2 protein-coding genes are annotated in these 773 nt (G+C 68.7%); one reads left to right on the plus strand and one right to left on the minus strand.

Annotated features, from left to right (window positions below; genetic code table 11):
• Positions 1 to 180: hypothetical protein (locus IG90_RS45390; RefSeq protein WP_209443597.1), on the minus strand; the 180-nt coding region annotated here is incomplete at its 3' end.
• A gap of 354 nt (positions 181 to 534) precedes the next feature.
• Between IG90_RS45390 and IG90_RS0138725 the strand changes: the two genes are divergently transcribed.
• A partial coding sequence (locus tag IG90_RS0138725) for a class I SAM-dependent methyltransferase (RefSeq protein WP_030596105.1) occupies positions 535 to 773 on the plus strand: 239 nt, incomplete at its 3' end.

The raw sequence follows: 773 nt of genomic DNA on the forward strand, positions 1-773 counted from the left end.
GCTGCAACCGGCCGTATCTCCCCATAAGCACTCCATGTGACGCGCCGATTTCCAGCCCTTCCCCTGGCTGAAGGCCGTGCCCGCACCGGGCGCCCCGGCGCCCGCCACGTTCACCGCCTTGCCCGACCCGGCCGAAACGCGGCCGCTGTCCACAGGTTCGGCGTCCGAGGCTGCGTACATGGCTGCAACCGAGAAGGCGTAACCACGCTCCGCTGGCCCGGGCGGGACTGCGCACTGAGCTCACGGACGGGCCGGAGCCAGAGGCGCGGAGCCCGGGTCCGTCAGCCTGAGGACTGGCTGAGCCTGTGAGCTTCTTGGGGTTTTTCCGCAGATGAACGCCCTTCCGGTGAGTCTGCGAGAGGTTGAGACCGAAGGCCGTCCGGCATCCGCCGGTGTCCTGTGCCATCGAAGTTTCATCAGTGCACGGTGCGGGTGGTCAGGGCGATGGCGGGGCCTTCGCCCGAGAACCACAATCAGCCGGGACCGACGAAACTCGATAGCCCTTCGCGACCGGCTCTGCATACGTTCGGCCCCATGGCTGACGACTGCTTCGGGCATCCACGACTCGCCGGGATCTACGACCCGCTCGACCCCGACCGCAGTGATCTCGGTGCCTACCTCCGGATCGCGCGAGAGCTGGGGGCGCGCCAGGTTCTGGACATCGGCTGCGGTACCGGGGTGTTCGCGCTTCTCCTGGCCGGTCGCGGGGTCGACGTCGTCGGTGTCGATCCCGCCCAGGCATCCGTCGACGTCGCCCGGGCCAAACCGGGCAG

The sequence above is a fragment of the Streptomyces anulatus genome (assembly GCF_000721175.1).
In the GTDB taxonomy this organism is placed as follows: Bacteria; Actinomycetota; Actinomycetes; order Streptomycetales; family Streptomycetaceae; genus Streptomyces; species Streptomyces anulatus_C.